Annotated in this window: 13 protein-coding genes; 8 read left to right on the forward strand and 5 right to left on the reverse strand. The window is 58.6% G+C overall.

Annotated features, from left to right (window positions below; genetic code table 11):
• Positions 1-6: 6 nt before the first annotated feature.
• The 7 genes from tssH (at position 7) to AAE514_RS05115 (ending at position 10,252) form a co-directional block, all read left to right on the forward strand.
• The gene (gene tssH / locus AAE514_RS05085; RefSeq protein WP_347330434.1) at positions 7-2,691 is read left to right on the forward strand and encodes a type VI secretion system ATPase TssH; all 2,685 of its coding nucleotides are present in this window, start codon (positions 7-9) and stop codon (positions 2,689-2,691) included.
• Positions 2,692-2,806: 115 nt separating this feature from the next.
• Positions 2,807-3,559, forward strand: a complete 753-nt coding sequence (locus AAE514_RS05090) for a tetratricopeptide repeat protein (protein ID WP_347330435.1) — start codon at positions 2,807-2,809, stop codon at positions 3,557-3,559.
• A complete protein-coding gene (locus tag AAE514_RS05095; protein ID WP_347330436.1) occupies positions 3,546-6,383 on the forward strand; it encodes a tetratricopeptide repeat protein in 2,838 nt (945 codons plus the stop codon). Before AAE514_RS05090 ends, AAE514_RS05095 begins: the two co-directional genes overlap by 14 nt.
• The gene (locus AAE514_RS05100) at positions 6,380-6,991 is read left to right on the forward strand and encodes a tetratricopeptide repeat protein (RefSeq protein ID WP_347330437.1); all 612 of its coding nucleotides are present in this window, start codon (positions 6,380-6,382) and stop codon (positions 6,989-6,991) included. The genes AAE514_RS05095 and AAE514_RS05100 overlap by 4 nt, the downstream gene beginning before the upstream one ends.
• Complete coding sequence (locus tag AAE514_RS05105) at positions 6,992-7,273, forward strand: hypothetical protein (RefSeq protein WP_347330438.1); 282 nt, start codon at positions 6,992-6,994, stop codon at positions 7,271-7,273.
• Positions 7,270-7,542 (forward strand): acylphosphatase, encoded by a 273-nt coding sequence (locus tag AAE514_RS05110; RefSeq protein ID WP_347330439.1) that lies wholly within the window; start codon positions 7,270-7,272, stop codon positions 7,540-7,542. Before AAE514_RS05105 ends, AAE514_RS05110 begins: the two co-directional genes overlap by 4 nt.
• Positions 7,543-8,128: 586 nt before the next feature.
• Positions 8,129-10,252, forward strand: a complete 2,124-nt coding sequence (locus tag AAE514_RS05115) for a cellulase family glycosylhydrolase (RefSeq protein ID WP_347330440.1) — start codon at positions 8,129-8,131, stop codon at positions 10,250-10,252.
• Positions 10,253-10,359: 107 nt separating this feature from the next.
• Here the strand turns inward: AAE514_RS05115 and AAE514_RS05120 are convergent, their stop codons facing one another.
• The 4 genes from AAE514_RS05120 to AAE514_RS05135 all read right to left on the reverse strand — a co-directional run bounded on the left by AAE514_RS05120 (position 10,360) and on the right by AAE514_RS05135 (position 14,020).
• On the reverse strand, positions 10,360-10,611 hold the full coding sequence (locus tag AAE514_RS05120; protein ID WP_347330441.1) for a DUF1244 domain-containing protein: 252 nt from the start codon (positions 10,609-10,611) through the stop codon (positions 10,360-10,362).
• 79 nt (positions 10,612-10,690) lie between these two features.
• Positions 10,691-11,272: a GNAT family N-acetyltransferase gene (locus AAE514_RS05125; protein WP_347330442.1), complete on the reverse strand. Its 582-nt coding sequence runs from the start codon at positions 11,270-11,272 to the stop codon at positions 10,691-10,693.
• A 12-nt stretch (positions 11,273-11,284) separates the two neighbouring features.
• A complete protein-coding gene (locus tag AAE514_RS05130) occupies positions 11,285-12,529 on the reverse strand; it encodes a cation:proton antiporter domain-containing protein (protein WP_347330443.1) in 1,245 nt (414 codons plus the stop codon).
• A 51-nt stretch (positions 12,530-12,580) separates the two neighbouring features.
• Complete coding sequence (locus AAE514_RS05135) at positions 12,581-14,020, reverse strand: Nramp family divalent metal transporter (RefSeq protein WP_347330444.1); 1,440 nt, start codon at positions 14,018-14,020, stop codon at positions 12,581-12,583.
• Between the two features lie 255 nt (positions 14,021-14,275).
• On the opposite strand from AAE514_RS05135, the gene pelA reads away from it, so the two are divergent.
• On the forward strand, positions 14,276-16,159 hold the full coding sequence (gene pelA / locus AAE514_RS05140) for a pectate lyase (RefSeq protein ID WP_347330445.1): 1,884 nt from the start codon (positions 14,276-14,278) through the stop codon (positions 16,157-16,159).
• Between the two features lie 39 nt (positions 16,160-16,198).
• Here pelA and AAE514_RS05145 read toward each other — a convergent pair whose 3' ends face one another.
• Complete coding sequence (locus AAE514_RS05145) at positions 16,199-17,362, reverse strand: glycoside hydrolase family 30 beta sandwich domain-containing protein (RefSeq protein WP_347330446.1); 1,164 nt, start codon at positions 17,360-17,362, stop codon at positions 16,199-16,201.
• Between the last annotated feature and the right edge of the window lie 169 nt (positions 17,363-17,531).

Genomic DNA, 17,531 nt, shown 5'->3' on the forward strand with positions numbered 1-17,531 from the left:
CCTTAAATGATCACCCTGGACTTGAAATCACTGGTCAAAAAGCTGAACAACACCACTCGCAACGCGCTGGAAGGCGCCGCGGGGCTGTGCCTGTCCCGAGGCCACTACAATGTGGAAGTGGAACACTGGTGGGTCAAACTGCTCGAGGTGAACGACACCGACGCCCAGGCCATACTGGAGAAGTTCGAGCTCTCGCCCGATACGCTGATCACCCACTTTAACCGCGAACTGGACCGTCTCAAAAACGGCAGCACCCGCCCCCCGGCTTTGGCCCAAAACGTGGTGGAGCTGGCCAAGCACGCCTGGGTATTGGCCTCGGTGGAGTACGGCCACCCGCAAGTCACCAGCGCCCATTTACTGGCGGCACTGCTGATGGACGACACACTGCGTCGGTCCGCCGTGGCCAGTTGCCGCGAGCTGGAGACCGTGCCGCCGGAGTCCGTTCGGGAGCTGGTCAAGGCCGTGGTGGGCACCACCGCCGAATCCGAACAGCAAAGCGCCGCCACCGATTCGGACGCCGATCCGCAAACGCAAGCCCAGGCCAGTAGCACCCCCTGCCTGGACAAATACACGGTCAACCTGACCCAGGCCGCCAAAGACGGGAAGATCGATCCGGTATGGGGTCGGGACCAGGAAGTGCGACAAATCGTGGACATTTTGATTCGCCGCCGCCAGAACAACCCGATTTTGACCGGTGAAGCCGGCGTGGGTAAAACCGCCGTGGTGGAGGGCTTCGCCCTGCGCATTGCCAACGGCGATGTGCCCGAACCTCTGAGAAATGTGGCCGTACGCAACCTGGACCTGGGCTTGCTGCAGGCCGGGGCCAGCGTGAAGGGCGAGTTTGAAAATCGTCTCAAATCCGTCATCGCGGAGGTTAAGGCCTCCCCGCAGCCCATCATTCTGTTTATCGATGAGGCCCACACCATGATCGGCGCCGGCGGCAAGGAAGGCCAGGGCGATGCGGCCAACCTGCTCAAGCCGGCACTGGCGCGGGGCGAGCTGCGCACCATTGCCGCCACCACTTGGGCCGAATACAAGAAGTACTTCGAGCGTGACCCGGCGCTGACCCGTCGCTTTCAGGTGGTCAAAGTCGAAGAGCCGGACGAGGCCAAGGCCATCGATATGATGCGCGCCATCGGTGGCATGCTTCAGGCGCACCATGGCGTGCGTATTATGGATGAGGCCATTGTCGAGTCCGTCCGTCTGTCCAGTCGCTATATGCCCGGGCGCCAACTGCCGGACAAGTCCGTCAGTTTGTTGGACACGGCCTGCGCCCGCGTTGCGTTGAGTCAAAGCGCCACGCCCGCCCCGATTGAAGACACCCGCCGGGAGCTGGAGCAGATTGCCGCGACCCTGAGCAACCTCACTCGGGAGAATGCCGCGCTGGGCAACTGTCAGGAGCGCATTGACCAGTTGCAGGAACGCCAAACCGCACTGGAAAGCCTGCTGGAAACTCAGCAACAACAGTGGCAAACAGAACAGGAGCTGGTGCAGTCGATCAACCGCCTGCAAAAAGACATTGAAGCGGCCCACGACGAAGCACTCGAAGGCATCGCCGAGGAAAGTTCCGACGACTCCCAGGACCAGGCCCCCTCTTCAGAGCACGCCCGTGAAGAGTTGCGGGGCCTGCTGAGTCAGTTGGCCGAATGCCAGGGCGATACGCCCATGATCAAAGTGCATGTGGACGGCCAGGCCATCGCCGAAGTGGTGGCCAACTGGACCGGCATTCCCCTGGGTAAAATGCTGGCGGATGAAATTCAGTCGGTTCTGAAATTGAGCGATACCCTGAGCGAACGGGTCATCGGCCAGGACCACGCTCTGGAGGCCATTGCCCAGAGCATTCGCACCGCCCGCGCCGGACTGACCGACCCGCGCAAGCCCATCGGTGTGTTCTTTATGGTCGGCCCCAGCGGGGTGGGTAAAACCGAAACCGCCCTGGCTCTGGCCGACACTCTGTACGGCGGCGAGCACAACCTCACCGTAATCAATATGTCCGAGTTCAAGGAAGAGCACAAAGTCTCCATGCTGCTGGGCTCTCCTCCCGGTTATGTGGGTTACGGCGAGGGCGGCGTATTGACCGAAGCGGTTCGGCGCAAGCCTTATAGCGTGATCCTACTGGATGAAATGGAGAAGGCTCACACGGGCGTTCAGGATGTGTTCTACAACCTGTTCGATAAAGGCACCATCAAAGATGGGGAAGGCCGGGATATCGATTTCCGCAACACAGTCATTATCATGACCTCCAACGCGGGCGAAGAGCACATTCGAGCGCTGTGTCAGTCCCAGGAGGAACCCATTGAACCGGAGGTGTTGCTGGATAACTTCCGCCCGCAGTTGCTGAACCACTTTAAACCCGCGTTTTTGGGCCGAACCACCATCGTGCCCTATTACCCGCTCGGCGATGAAGACCTGATGCGCATCTGTTCCATTAACATGGAAAAAATCCGTCGGCGTATGCGCGAGCACTACAACGCCGCGTTCAGCTACGATGATGATGTGCTCCTTCACATTGTCGCCCGCAGCCAGGAAGTGGATACCGGCGCGCGTAATATTGAAAACATTCTGACCCGGACACTGCTCCCGCAGTTGGCCTCCGAGTGCCTCGCGCGGATGGTGTCCGACGAACCGCTGACCAAGGTACACGTTAGTATCGACGACGAGGGTCAGTTCCAGTGTCAATTGGAAGGCTGACGCATTCGCGATGAAACGATGGAGTAAAAACCAGTATCGTAGGCTTGGATTCGCGCTGCTGCTCGGTTGCAGCGCTCCTATACTGGCGGCCCCCGGAGGGGGGCTGGAGGAGCGCGTGGCCAAAATCCGGTCGGCCGTCGAGGCGGGTGACTGGTCCAGCGTTGAGGAACGATTGCCATCGCTTGCGCAACACTATGCCCTGAGCGAAGAGCAGCGCCTGTATCTGCGCCTGGTTCAGGGGCTGAACTGGCAGCGCCAGGGGCGGCACCGCCGGGCGATAGACGTGTATAAGTCCTTCCAGCCGGATGACCCCCATTATGTGGAGGCGCGCACCAACCTCGCCATTGCCTACCTCAAGCAGGACTGGTGGACCGACGCCCATCGCGAGCTGACCCGACTGCTTGAGGGCAACCTCGACCCCGAAGCCAAGAACCGGCTGCGAATGATGCTGGGGTTGTCCCAATTGCAGCAAGGGTTTTATCGGGATGCCCGGGAAACGTTCGGCACCATGGACCAGGATAGCCGCTATGTGGCCTTCGCCTGGCGCGGCATCGGCTTGAGCGCTTTGCACCTGCGGGACTACGACGGGGCGTTAAACGCGTTTCATCAGCTCAAGCAACTGGACCACCCGGCGTTGCCGGGGGGCCCCTTTTTGGTGGCCTTTACCTACGACCAAATGAACCGCCTGACGCTGGCCCAGGCCAGCTACCAGGAAGCGCTGCTGCATTATCAAGCGCAGCTTCAAACCATTGACCGACAACTGGAGGGCAACCGCTCAAACCCGACGCTCAGGGAGCGGCGTGAACAGATTCATACCTACCTGAACCAAAGTCAGTACGGGCTTGCCACAATTTATGATCGGCAATAAATTCTCACTTTCCATCGCGACCCTGACCCTGATCGCGACCACGGCCGGCTGCAGCCACCAGGCGCCCAAGCGGGCCACGCTGGCGGAGCTGGATAAAGCCTCGCGAGTCTCGGCCACGGCTTCCAACAAGGCTCTGGCCGGCAGCGTCGACAGCACCGACGCCAAGGCCGCCTATTACCAGTTTCTGCAGTCGGCACCGGACAGCGACCGGGCACGCAACCAGGCCATGGCCCGGTTGGCCGACTTGGAGCTCAAGGAAAGCCTGCGCTGGAGCGACCAGGACAACTACCAGGAGGACCGCCGGTACCGCGACACCCTCGAACGCACCATTGAGCTGCTCGAAAGCTCCCTGAACGAGTTCCCCGACGCCGAGGGCAATGACCGCAAGTGGTATCAGCTGGCCAAGAGCCACGACGAGTTGGGCCACCACCAGGAGTCCTTGGACGCTCTGCAACAGCTGGTAAACCAACACCCGGATTCCCCCCTGTATGCCGAGGCCCAGTTTCGCCTGGCGGAGTCCGCCTTTAGTCGGGGCGACTACCTGGCCGCCGAAATCGCCTATACCGCCGCGCTGCACGGCAGCCGCGACACAAGCTTTCACGAGCGCGCCTTGTTCAAGCGCGGCTGGGCACGGTACAAACAATCGCTGAGCGAACCGGCGCTGGAAGATTTTATCGCGGTCATTCACTCCCAGGCCTTCCCCAGTGCCGCGCAGCTGAGCGAGACACCGCTGAGCGACGAGGACCGGGTCATCTACGAAGAGTACTACCGCTCACTGGCCCTGGCCATGATCGACGCTCCCTCCCCCACGATGGTGAGCGAGCTTTTCCGCAAACACGGTGTCGAAGATTGGTACGCGCCCTACCGGGCCGCCAGTGCCCTCTTGCGCGGCCAGGGGCGGACCTCCGATGCGGTCGCCCAATGGCAGCATCTGCTGGAAACCGACCCCGACCCGTGGGTAGCCCTCCGGGCACGCTCCAAAATGGTGGCACTCTGGCGCGAGGGGGGATTCTCGCAACAGGCCATCGCGGCCACCGAACAGCTGTACCAGAGCTATCGCCAACAGCCGAGCGCCGCATCTCACTCGGCCGCCGCCGAGCAGAGCCGCACGCAGTTGCGCCAACACTGGAAAAGCGCCGCTCGCCATCACCACGCCCTCTATCAGGACAGCGGCGAAACCCACCACTTCGAGCAGGCACAGCAATGGTATGAACGCTACCTGGAGCATTTCGACGGCTACGCGCAGCAGGATGGCATCGCTCTGGCCTACGGTGATTTATTGGCAGAGGCCGACCATGTAGAAGCCGCCTTCCAGCAATACCGCCGGGCGGCCTTCGACGGCTCCGTGATTCTGGACCCGGAAGCGGCCTACGCAGCGCTGGCGCTGCTGAACACCCTGGCCGACCGTTCCCCGGAACGGTGGACCGACGACTACAGCCGCTACGCCGAGGCCTTTGCACGGCTTTACCCGAACGACGAGCGTACTCCCACGATCGCCCTCAGCGCTGCGCAATATGCCTATCAAGCCGAACAGCACGAGACGGCCATCTCGCTCGCTCAATATGCCATGACCGATACCGACACGCGGGCCGAAGCCTACTCGCTGGTGCTGCAAAGTCAGTTGAACAAGGCCGACTACGCCGAGGCCGAACAAACCGCCGGGCAGTTTCTCGCCCTGGACTCGTTACCCGAGACTACCCGCCGGCAAACTCGGCAGCAACGCGCGCTCAGCGTCTACCGGCAGGCGGAAAAGGCCGAAGAAGAACAGGCCTGGCAAGAAGCCATCCGCCACTACCGGCGCATCCACGAGCAGGACCCCAATACCGACAACGCGCCCAAAGGGTTATACAATGCGCTGACTCTGGCCGCCGAGCAGCAGGAATGGGAGTTGACCATCGGGTTGATCCAACGCTTCCAGTCCGTTTATCCCGAGCACCCCTTGCGCGCCGATGCCGAACGTCAGCTAAGCAGCGCTTATATCGCCAGTGGCCAAACGGAAGCGGCCGCCCGCCAATACGAAAAGCTCGCCGGTTCGGAAAAAGATGCCACGGCCCAGCGTGCCGCCCAGTGGAAAGCCGCCCAGTTGTACTTGGAGGAGGAAGACCTGGAGGGCGCCATCAACGCCTTCCGCCGTTACGCCCACAGCTACCCCACGCCCTACCCGCAAAACGCAGAGGCGATGCACCAGCTAATTGGTCTGTATGAGCAAACCGCAGAGCCGGAGAAGCGACAGTTCTGGGAGCGTAAGCTGCTGAGCCGGGACCGCCAGCAACCCGAGAGCGATAAATCGGCTCGAACCCGCCGGCTCGCGGCAAGTGCGGCGCTGAGCTTGGGGCGCAGCCATCACGAGCAGTACGACGAGACCGCCCTTTCCTTGCCACTGGAAAACAGCCTTGCCCAAAAGACCGAGCATATGCAGAGCGCCATTGAGCGATATGCCCAGGCCGCCTCCTATGGTTTGGGTGATATCACCTCCGAGGCCACCCACCGGATTGGCCGCATTTACGAAACGCTGGCCCGAGCGTTACTGGAGTCGGATCGACCGACGGAGTTGAGCGGTGAGGCGTTGATTCAGTATGACATTTTGCTGGAAGACCGCGCCTTCCCCTTTGAGGACAAGGCCATTGAATTCTATGAGCGCAACCTCAAGCGCGCCCGGGCGGAGGGTTTCAACGAATGGATGGTGCAGAGCCGCGAACGGTTAGCCGTCTTGTTCCCGGTGCGCTATGCCCGCGAACCCAAGGCCCGGTTTAGTGTGAGTGAAGACCAAAGCCGCCGGGATACCGCATCGCTGGCGGCGCAAGAGCGGGAGACACAACCATGAAGGTTACCCCCTTATTCCGAGGGCGGGTTGCGGCTATGGCTATCGCGGCACTGTTGCTCGGAGCCTGTAGCCAAACCCCAACCACCGGCAACTTGCCTGCCGGCGCGGAAAGCGATACCACATCGCTAACCGACCCCCAACGGCATTTGTACCAACAAGCGCTGCGCCACGGGCACAATGGCGATTACCCCAAAGCCGCCGAGCAGCTGCAACGACTGGTGGAGCAGCGCCCCGGTCGTGCCGAACTGTGGGCCCACCTGGCCACCGCCTATTACCACACCGATCATGGCCCGCAGGCGGAAAAAGCCCTTGAAAATGCCCTGACGCTGAATCCGGCGCTGGCCTCCGCCCACAATCTGGCCGGCACCCTGGCCCTCAAGCGCGCCGAGGTTGAAGCCGCGGAACGGCACTTCGAAGAGGCGTTGAAACACAATGCCAATTCCGCTGACGCTCATTACAACGTTGCCCTGCTTTACGACACCTACTATCAGGATTTACGCTCTGCTATAGAACACTATGAAGCGTATCTGGCCCTGGTCGAAGACGATGAACGCACCGCTCAGTGGGTGCGACAGTTACAAAGCGCGCTTGAGCGCCAAGGAGGTTAAGTGAGAACGACATCATTAGCCTTGTTGTTGCTACTGGGTGCGAGCGCCCAGGCCCAGCAGGTCCCGCGCATCGAAATCGAGATGGACGCCACCACCATCAAGGCCAATAAAGAACTGCCAAAGTTGCTTTACATTGTTCCCTGGAAGGACACCGAGCTGGCGGAAGCCACTGGCGAGCGGAAAATTCTTATCCCGTCCCTATTTGGCAACTTTTACCAGCCGGTGCTTCCCGGCGAGCTAGCCCCGGAGCTAGCGCAACAACCCAGTAGGAGCGCGCAATGAAACACGCCAGACGGTTTATCATTGAGGGAGTGGTGCAAGGCGTTTGCTACCGAGCCAGCACCCAGCAAAAAGCCCAAGCGCTCAGCCTCACCGGCTGGGTTCGAAATCTGCCGGACGGGCGCGTAGAAGCGTTCGCCGAAGGCGATATGGACGCCCTGGATGCGTTCGAGGGCTGGCTATGGGAAGGGCCAGAGGGGGCATCGGTGACGCAGGTGGACGTTAAACCCGCTGCCCCCGAAAGCGGCAGCGCTTTCGAAGTGCGCCAGTAGATGCCCTATAACGTTCGCCCCTGCAGGACGCTCTATCGCATCTGGAACCACTAGCGCTCTTCTCGCCCTTCTCTTAGTTCTCTAATTCTTCTCTACCTTTCGCGCCGCCGGCGCTTCGAAGCGCCTTCAGTTTTCACCATTCTGGCTTAACATTCAAAACCCCGACCTTAAAATGTGGATTAACACGAAATAGTTTCGTCACTTATCATTGCAAACTGAAATTAAGCGACAAATGATCATTTCAAATCAGTCTTAGAATGAATTAATAGGCGCCACACCTAATGTGCTTTTCCTCCCTTTCCCTAAAAAGTGTCACATTTCTCGTTTTTCATAAGTGTTTTTTGACGACTTTTTGTATTTTTCTTAATAACAACGCCATGTTTTAAAAGCGATAAATCATTAAAAAAAGTAGCAGATCAAACTCTCGCGATACAGTCCTTTTAACTTTAACAATATGAGCTACCATTATCGCCGCCTTTCGGATTAACGCCGAAAGTGACACAAGCGTCGACACTTTGTCGCGTTATATAACAATAGTGAGCGCATTGAGTGTCTTCAATTCAGCAACACCAGGAGATAATCACAAATGATAAACAAAAAGTTGAAAGGCAATGGCATATACGCCGCCATGCTGGGCTTGGGCCTGGCAGCGGTCGGTCAGGGTGCCGCCGCGCAGTCGGCGAGCTGTGAATATGTCGTAAGCAACGAGTGGGGCAGTGGCGCCACCGCTGCCATCCGTATTACCAACAACGGCAACAGCGCTATCAACGGTTGGGATGTAAGCTGGTCTTACAACAACAACCAAGTGACCAGCAGCTGGAACGCCGAACTCTCTGGTAGCAACCCCTACACCGCAAGTGACATGGGCTGGAACGGCACCATTCAGCCGGGCCAGAGCGTTGAGTTCGGTATGCAACTCAACACTAACGGTAGCGTTGAAACCCCAACCGTTACCGGCGATGTCTGCTCCGGCGGTGGCACTTCAAGCGAACCCGCAAGCAGCTCCAGCAGCTCAGTGGCCAGCAGCAGCGCTCCCCAGGGAAACCAGCAGTGTGACTGGTACGGCACTTTGACTCCGCTGTGTGAAGATGCCAACAGCGGCTGGGGTTACGAGAACGGTCAGAGCTGTGTCGCCCGCACCACTTGTAGCTCGCAGCCCGCGCCTTACGGCATCGTTGGCGGCAGCCAGTCCAGCTCGCAGCAATCCAGCGTTGCTTCTTCTGTGGCTTCTTCCGCGGTATCCTCGGTTGCGTCTTCCGTCGCGTCCTCTGTTGCCTCTTCTGTCGCTTCGTCCGTTGGCTCCTCTGCTTCCAGCTCCAGCAGCCCCGACACCACCGACGGTATCTTCCGTGTCGATGAGTCCGGCAACATCACCCAGAACGGTGAGCGGTATCCGGTACAGTGCTCCGCTTGGTTCGGTCTGGAAGGTCAGCACGAGCCGGTTGACGCCGAAAACAACCCAGACGGCGCACCCATGGAGCTTTATGTAGGCAACATGTGGTGGGTTGACTCCGGTCGCACCATTCAGCAGACCATGGATGAGATTACCGCCCAAGGTATCAACACCATCCGTCTGCCCATCGCTCCGCAGACTCTGGACCCGAACGATCCTCAAGGTACCGGTGATGTGCGTGAAGGCGGTGTACTGAAGAACCATCCTTCAGTCCAGCAGGAAAATGCCCGTCAAGCGCTGGAAGACTTCATCGTCCAGGCCGACGAGAACAACATCAACGTGATCATCGACATCCACTCCTGCTCCAACTACGTGGGCTGGCGCGCCGGTCGTCTGGATGCCACGCCTCCCTACGCGGATGCCGAGCGTGAAAACTATGAGTTCAAGCGCGAGGGCTATTCTTGCGGCCCGGTAGATGATCCAGACGTTCAGGTTGACCTGTACAACGAAGAGCTGTGGCTGGAAGACCTGCGCGAAATCGCCGGTCTGTCAGAGCAGTTGGGCGTTGACAACATCATGGCCATCGACATCTTCAACGAACCCTGGGACTACACCTGGGCCGAGTGGAAAGACCTCTCTGAGAAAGCCTATCAGGCGATCGACGAAGTCAACTCCGATGTCTTGGTCATGGTTGAAGGTATTGCTGGCGGAACCTCTGCAGGCGAAGAAGTACCCCATGGTTCAGAAGACTCCAACCCCAACTGGGGCGAGAACTTCTATCCGTTCGCCGACGCACCTCTGGATATCCCCAAAGAGCGTCTGATTCTGTCGCCGCACACCTACGGCCCGTCCGTATTCGTCCAGAAGCAGTTCATGGATCCGGCTCAGCCCGAGTGTGAAGGCCTGGAAGACATCGAAGCGGCCGAAGCTGGCTGTAACATTGTGATTGATCCACAGCGCCTGGAAGCTGGCTGGGATGAGCACTTCGGTTATCTGGCCGACCAAGGCTATGCCATGGTTATCGGTGAGTTTGGTGGCCACTCTAACTGGCCTGCCGATGCTCCGCCCCGTCATCGCGAAGCTTGGAGCCACGTAGAGGCTGGTATCGACATGGAGTGGCAGAACACACTGGTCGATTACATGATCGAGAAAAACATCGAAGGCTGCTACTGGTCCACCAACCCCGAATCCGAGGACACCGGTGGTCTGTACGAGCACGCTTACGATCCGGTCTCCAACACAGAGGAGTGGGGCACCTGGGAAGGCTTCGAGCAGGAGAAGTGGAACATGCTGATCCGCTTGTGGGACGGCTCATAAGAGTCCGTGCCTAACCGTCGGCCCCGTTCGCGGGGCTGATTGGTAAGCCAAGTAACACTGGAGCAAGGAGGCTCCTTCCCCCCTTTTTTACACTTACCCTCCGATTATTACCGGGAAGTCTGATACCGCTCTTTCCATTCCGAGTAAGGCATGCCGTAAATAATCTCCCGCGCGGTGTTCTTGTCCAGCTCCACCCCCTTCTCATTCGCCGCTTCCATATACCACCGGCTCAGGCAGTTGCGACAAAAGCCGGCCAAGTCCATCAGGTCGATATTCTGCACATCCTTTCGTTTATCCAAATGCGCTACCAGCCGACGAAACGCGGCCGCCTCGACTTCAGTTCGGGTCTGTTGATCCATTGGAGAACCTCATGTGGTCAGTTAAGAAAACGCACTTAGCCTAACAAAGCCCGCGGATTGCCACCACACAGCGGTCCATTCAAGTAGGATTTGGCGAGGAACGATGGGGAACGGTATTCAAGTATTCTTCCAACAACAGCGTGTACAGCGCATGGTCCACACGCCGACCGTTCAAAAGCTCCCTCTCCGGCAGCACCCCCTCGTAGTAGAACCCCAGCCGCTGGGGGATGGCACGACTGCGGTGATTCCCCGTGGCACAGGCGATCTCGATACGGTTGAGGCGGCACTCTTTGAAACCGATCTCTAGCAGTTCCTTTACCGCCTGGGTCATGATGCCCAGGCCCGCATATTCTTCTGCCAGCCAGTAGCCGACGCTGCCCGTTTGGGCACGCCGCTTATCAAATGCGTGGAATCCACACACGCCACACAAGCGAGAACGCCAGTAGACGGCAAATTGAGGACCCCTCCCGGAGCGGTACTGCTCAACAATCCCTTCCAAAAATGCCTCCGTATCCGAGAGGGCCACGGTCGCGTCCACCCAGGGGAGCCATTGGCGAAGGAAATCACGATTGTTATCGACGAGTTGAAAGAGCGCTTTGGCGTGGCTCTTTTGAAGCAGGATCAGACTAACGTCGGAAAAAGCGTCCAGTTTCGTGTCCATGGCACAGGTGCGTCACTGTTTAGAAGATTCAAGTCGGTGGTACAAGTATAAGTAAAGGTGCGAAAAAGGCACTGCCGTTAATCCATGAACGAAAACGGAGGCCACCACCAGCAAGCTCACCACCGGCCACACGTCGGGAAGGTGGGTTTTGTGGTGCGCCAGCGCCGCGTAGTAAACCGCCGCCACTCCGATGGGGCCAAACCAACCGGAAAAGGCGCCGTCCAGCCGGCTGGGCAGCTCTCGCGAGGTCCCGCGCAGTAATAATAGCAACGGCAGGCGACGCAGCAATAAAACGCCCACCGCCAACCCGACACCGGACCATCCCAGCGCGGCCCATTCACTCCAGGGGAGCATAAGCCCGACGAGGATAAAAATAGGCCCGGTAAAAAAGCGATCAAAACCGCCGATGACGTGCTCTTCCTCGCGACGCTCGTACACCCCCACTTGCTGATCAAACGCGAGCCCCGCCACAAAAACCGCGAGAATACCGTCACTGCCCAATAGCTTTACCAATGCCAGAGTGCTTAACGCCAGAGCCGTGGAAAACATCAACACTGAGTGAAGGTCCATCAGATCTTTGCACTCCGCTTTGCGCAAGGCAAAACCCGCCAGGTAACCGATGACGCCCCCCAATAGCAAGGCGAACATGACATCCCCCACAATCATGCCCAACACATGAGCGGTGAGCGACTCGCCCGAGGGCAAGGTGATAAGAAAGGCGGCGCCCAGCACAAACATGTAAGCCAAGCCGTCGTTGGCACCCGACTCGGCCAAAATAATTCGACGCAAATGGGTTGGCAGGGTTTTTTCGGCCACGGGGCCGCTCACCATGGCGGAAGCCACCACCGGGTCCGTCGGTGTGACCACCGCACCGATAAGCAACGCGGTACCGGCGGATAGCCCCAACAGCCCACCCACCAAGGCGCTGCTACTCAGCCACATAAATGGCATGCCCACCCCGAGCACCAGAGCCAGGCCCCGCCAATGGGAGAACACATAGTTTTTGGGAAGCCGCAGTGCAATGTCCATAAGGCCGATGGCCAGGGCCAGCCGGGCCACTTGCTCCAGAATCATCATGGGCTTTCCCCAGGATTCTGGATTCAACCAGCCCAGGCCCACGGGGCCCAACGCCACTCCGAGCAGGAGCAAGGTCACCGCATCCGGCAGGCCCACACGCTTGAGAAACTTTGACACCAGGCCCAGTAACAACGCGCTGCCCGCGATCACCAACAATATGACATTAAGCTCATGCGTCATAGCCGCTCCATGTTTCATTAGGCTCAGCCTTGGCCATCAAAGCCCGAGGCTTTACGACCCCGTCAGGCTCCAAAAGTACAATGCCGCAAACCCCAAGTAAAACAGCCCGGACACGGCCATGCTAAAGGATGTGAACCAGCCCGGCCGAAGCGAGGCTGGCAACCGCGTCCGGTTGATGTAAATGGCAACCAACGCCAGGAAAGGCGTATGCACGGCGGCAATAATCCCGGAGGCGGACATGACCGCAACGGGGTCATCGAATAGAAGAATAATGGTAATGGGCACAACCCCGGTCACCGTCACCACGAACAACCGTTTGAGATAGCGCCGTTCAAGCATGGGCAGCCCCGTGACCCGGCCAAGCCACGTCAACGTACCGGTAATCCAGCCGGCTTTCCCCGCCTCTCGGTTGCGCCGTGTCAGGATTAATGTCATATCCGCAAAGCTTCGGCCCCAGCCATCCTGATTAGCCAGCACGCTTCCCCCAAGGGCGATGATAATCGCCGCCAGTAGCAAATACTCCCCGGCGCTTCCCCACACCTCGGAGAATAACCGGCTCAGGTCCACCGCCACATCCGCGCCTTTGGGCATCAGGTCTTTGGGAGCCAGCAACTCAGAGCCCAACACCATGAAGGAAAAAATCACCACCAAGCCCCCAAGCACCCCCAGTGAGGCGGCGCCGGTCATGACTCCAATCCAGGCACGCGCGCGTCTTTCGCGGGTGGACGCCTCCTGACCTTCCGACTCCGCTCGACGTTGTTCCGATCGAGCTTCCTCGGGCATTTCATCATCCCGTTCGCGGGAGGTCAGACCGCCCCCATACCCCCGAGTGGCCGTCCAATAGCCAAACCAGACAATGCCCATGGAGCCGGCCAGTATGGTTCCAACCCAGGGTAGAATCACATAGAGGTCCGGCTCACTGGGCCAGCCAGGGGCAAGGCCCGTGGCCACGTTACGCAGATCCGGGCCTACCACCACCGCGGAGACGATGACCATCAACATTAATAGCAGTGCCATCACCCGGCTGAACCGCTCAATCAACATATATTGACCGCCGGCTACAAAGACGGTGCTCAACACCACCAGCAACACCCCATACAGAGCCGCTCCCCCCGGCAGAAAGGATTGCAGCGCGCTGCCCACCACGGCGGAGAGACCGGCAATGCCCACGCCTGCCGCCAGCAGTTGCGGTACAAGCACGAGCCACACGGCCCAACCGCGCGGCCCCTTCAACGTATACATTCCTTCTAGCATCGTTTGCCCGGTCACGATGGAGAAGCGCGCCATCTCCCGGATCATGACCCACATAAAAAAGACCACCAGCAAAAGCAGCCAGAGCAGCTGGTATTCATAAGCTGAGGCGACTCGCGGGGTGAAGAGAATCGAGCCCGTGCCCACGGCAGACAACATCCACAATAAGCCGGGGCCGTACCAGCGCCACTTACGCCGGCCTTCGGGGGCCGCCGGAACCTTTGGCCGGAATAACTGCATATCCGTTCCTCCTATCAGTCTCTTATGGCTCTAACGCTCGGGTCCAAGAGCAGTCGAACGCCCCTTTTTTGGCGCGTATTTAATCGTTTTGCGTCGGCAGTTCTCATTTTTGTATTTAACCTTTATCTCATATTTGAACTTTATGGGGCTTGCGCCTAACATCTGTCAACACGTCGATATTGCAGCCAAAAAAGGCTCGAATTCCAGTCGGCGAAATAAAAACGCTCGCTTTTATAACGACAAAAAGGAGACCTCATGTACGCTTCAACCACAAAGTCATTCAGCATTGCCTCGCTCATTGCCGTTGGTTCACTTCTCGCTACCCAGTCCGCCGCCCAAAGCGCCGCTTGCGAATACCTCATCAACAATGACTGGGGCAGCGGCGCCACCGCCTCTGTTCAGATCACCAACACCGGCTCGGACACCATCGAGGGCTGGAACGTTTCCTGGGCTTATGACAGCAACGAAATCACCAGCCACTGGAATGCCAACGTCAGCGGAAGCAACCCTTACTCAGCCTCAAACCTGAGTTGGAACGACACTCTGGCCCCCGGTCAATCCATCTCGTTCGGGCTCCAAGTCAACACCAATGGCGCCGCTGAAATACCGGAAGTATCTGGCGACATCTGTGGCAACAGCCCACCCTCGGACTCAAGCAGCAGCGCCTCGTCAGCTTCCAGTCGCTCTTCATCAAGCCCGGCATCATCAAGCAGTCAGTTCTCAACCAGTTCCATCAGCGGTGGGGAAATCACACTTCAGGAAAACCAGACCGGTTTTTGTGGCGTTGATGGTTCAGTCGACAGTGACAATGCCGGCTTTACCGGTGAAGGCTTTGCCAATACCGACAACGCCAACGGCAATGCCGTTCGTTATCGCGTCAACGCTCCCAGCGATGGAAGCTACCTGTTGGAGCTCCGCTACGCCTCTGCCAACGACAGACCCGCCATTGCGGTGGTTAACGGCTCTACCGCTGGTAGCGTCAGCTTCCCCTCGACGGGTGGCTGGACCAGTTGGACCGTCGATACCCGCACCGTTCATTTAAGCGCTGGGGACAACCACATCAGTATCGTCGCCGCCAACGGCGAGGGCTTGCCGAACATCGACTCGTTGATTATTGTAGGAAACAACCCCGCCGCAGCCGATTGTTCCAACCAAAGTAGCTCATCCAGCAGCAGCACCGACAGCGCGCCGCTCCTACCACAAGAGGGCAACCCGGTACACGACCGTTTTCAAAGCGCTCGCACCGAGTGGAGCCAGAGCAGAGCGGACATCATCCTGTCCCACCAATATGACAACGGTGGCTGGCCCAAGAATCAAGAATACGACTCCATGGGAGACGGTGGTGACGGCCTGGGCACCATTGACAACGGCGCCACCGTCACGGAAATGGTCTATCTGGCCGAGGTGTATAGAAATACTGGTGACACCCGCTATCGCAATGCGGTGCGCGAGGCCATGGACTACCTGCTTGAGGCCCAGTACAGCACGGGCGGCTGGCCGCAGTTTTACCCGCTGCGCGGCGGCTACTCGGACCACGTCACCTTCAACGACAACGCCATGTCCAGTGTGCTGACCGTACTGCATCACGCCAACCAACAGAGCGCCCCCTTCGACACCGACATCTTCAATGACAACGACCGGTCGAAAATGCGACAAGCCATCGACCGTGGGGTAGACTACATTCTGAATGCCCAGTGGGTGCAAAACGGCCACCTGACGGTTTGGTGTGCTCAACACGGGAAGAACGACTATCAACCAAAAATGGCCCGCGCCTATGAGTTGAAATCGTTAAGTGGCAGTGAGTCCGTGGAAGTGGTCGGCTTTCTGATGACACAGCCACAAACGCCGGAAATTGAAGCGGCCGTTCGGGCGGCGATCAATTGGTTCCGCAGCCCGGATACCTATGTGGACAATTACACCTACGACAAATCCGTCGAGGAGAAAATCGTCTACAGCGAAGGCGACCGTATGTGGTACCGCTTCTATGACCTGTACACCAATCGCGGCTTCTTCAGCGACCGGGACAGCCGAAAAGTCTATGACATCATGGATATATCGGCAGAGCGCCGAAACGGCTACAGCTGGGGCGGAAACTACGGCGAGAAAATCATTCCCTACGCCGAACAAGTAGGCTATTAACCTTCTGACAAACGGGGGCGTTGCCGCCCCCGAGTTCCTTCAATTGGTCATCACCAGCGTCGCGACGCTTCGGGCACTTAACGCCGGAACGGAGACCTCGCCTCCCTCAACGGTAACGCTCAGCGTAGCCCGGTCTTCGAACCGGGAAGTGATGTAAGCCTCCGCGCTACCCACGCTCATCGGCATTTCAACGTCTATGTTGGCGTAGTCATTATCGGAGCGGTTCAGAATAACGACGACCCACTCGCCTGTGCCGCTCTCGTAAGCGGTCACCTCGACGGCGTCCAGCCCTTCCAGGTTCACACCAATGCGTTGATACCCCGGGCGGACGAACTTGGAATAGTGGGAGAACGCCCAGCCCCGCTTGAGAATTTGCCCGCGTTCGGTGCCGTACTGACTGTCGCCATCCCCGAGAAAGGAATAAAAACGCAGGGACCACCACCAGATATAGGCGCTCCAGTTCACCTCCATGGACTGATGTACGCTAGCCAGCACCACGTCCAGAGTTTCGTCCCACACAGCCTCATTGCTACCGCCCCAGATGGCCGCGCCATCACCGTCCGCACGGTGGTAGTTCCACTCGGTCATCCAGCGAGGGACGTTTTTCTCCTCTGCCAACTCGTAAGGTGAGAAGTTGCCGCTGTTTTCGGCGTCGTAGAGGTGCCCGCCGACATAGTCCACATTGGCCAATGCCTCAGGGTCATTCAAGGAAGGGTCCGTATAGTCACGGTTAAACCGTAAGGACTCCGCAATGAGCAGCTCCGCTTGAATCTCCCCACCGTATTGTCGAACGAAGTCGCGCAGCTCGTCGCCGCTCCACTCCGCCGACTGGTAACTGGGGGCGTAGTCCGGCTCGTTCTGAACGGACATTACATCAATTTCAACGCCCTGCTCCAACATATAGGCAATATAGGCATTGAGGTGATCGGCGTAGGCTCCGTAGTAGTCGGGTAACAGCCGACCACCGTTATTGAGACTGTTATTGCTTTTCATATGCGCGGGAGGCGTCCAAGGTGACGCCAAGATGCGGACGTCCTTAGAATATGCTTTTGCCAACGCAAGATTGCCCGCCGCGCGAGGCCAGTCATCGGGATTCGGGTCCACAATAGTACGCAGCAGCGAAAAGCCCAGCTCCCGTTCCCCCATACCGACCAAGCTCTTGACTTCATTATCGGTCAACGATTCGGTAACGACAGCCCACATGGGTAACGCACCCCCGAAACCATCCACCGTCTGATGCCTTACGTTCGAATCAATTTGAATCCGGTGGTGGGCCTCAGAGCTGGACTGCGAGGACTGCGAGGACTGAGAGGATTGGGACGAGTTTGAAGGCTGCGAGAACTGACTCGACGCCGAGGCACTTGACGAAGCC

It is taken from the genome of Marinimicrobium locisalis (assembly GCF_039822625.1).
GTDB lineage: Bacteria > Pseudomonadota > Gammaproteobacteria > Pseudomonadales > Cellvibrionaceae > Marinimicrobium > Marinimicrobium locisalis.